1 protein-coding gene is annotated in these 682 nt (G+C 68.6%); it reads right to left on the reverse strand.

The features are described from left to right. Window positions 1-52: 52 nt before the first annotated feature. Window positions 53-682, reverse strand: a 630-nt coding sequence (locus tag J0A65_RS24880; RefSeq protein WP_206596912.1) for a class I SAM-dependent methyltransferase, incomplete at its 5' end; no start/stop codon positions are given.

Genomic DNA, 682 nt, shown 5'->3' on the forward strand with positions numbered 1-682 from the left:
GTGGCAACCCTGGAACAGGCGCTGGACAAGGTGCTGGCGCCCTGAAGCACGCTCAGGAGCGTTTCACCGCCTGCAGCGTGTAGCTCATCGGCAGGCGCTCCGGCCGCGTCTGCAGGCGCCACTCACCGTCGGCGCCGCGCACCATCTGCCCTGGCAGCGCCTCCCAGGGCACACTGTCGTGCTCTTGCAGTGCGCTCAGCAGCATGCCGTGGCGCAGCAAGGCCGAGATGATCTCGCCCAGACCATGGTTCCACTCGTGGGTCACGGTCGCCGTCAGCGGCGCCGTGGTCTGCACATAGGTCTGCGCGTCGTCCCAGACCAGCGGCTCACGGTGTTCGAAGTACGGATGGACGATGCGCAACTCACCTTCGCAGGTCTCGTCGAGGCTCAGCAGAACGGGGTGCGCCTCGCGCAGGAAGAGTCGCCCACCCGGCTTGAGCAGCGCGGCCACGTTGGCGGCCCAGTCGTCGATGCGTGGCAGCCAGTTGAGCGCGCCGATGCCCGTGTAGACCAGATCGTAGCGCTGCTCGCCGAGCACCTGCGCGGCGTCGTAGACCGGGGCCTCGACGAAGCGGATAGGCTGGTTGCAGGCGCTGGCCAGCTGCCGCGCCTGCGCCAGCGACGCATCGGAAAAGTCCAGGCCGGTAAGCTCGGCGCCCAGGCGCGCCAGTGACAGGGTGTC

The organism is Bowmanella yangjiangensis (assembly GCF_017255015.1).
Classification (GTDB): Bacteria; Pseudomonadota; Gammaproteobacteria; order Enterobacterales; family Alteromonadaceae; genus Bowmanella; species Bowmanella yangjiangensis.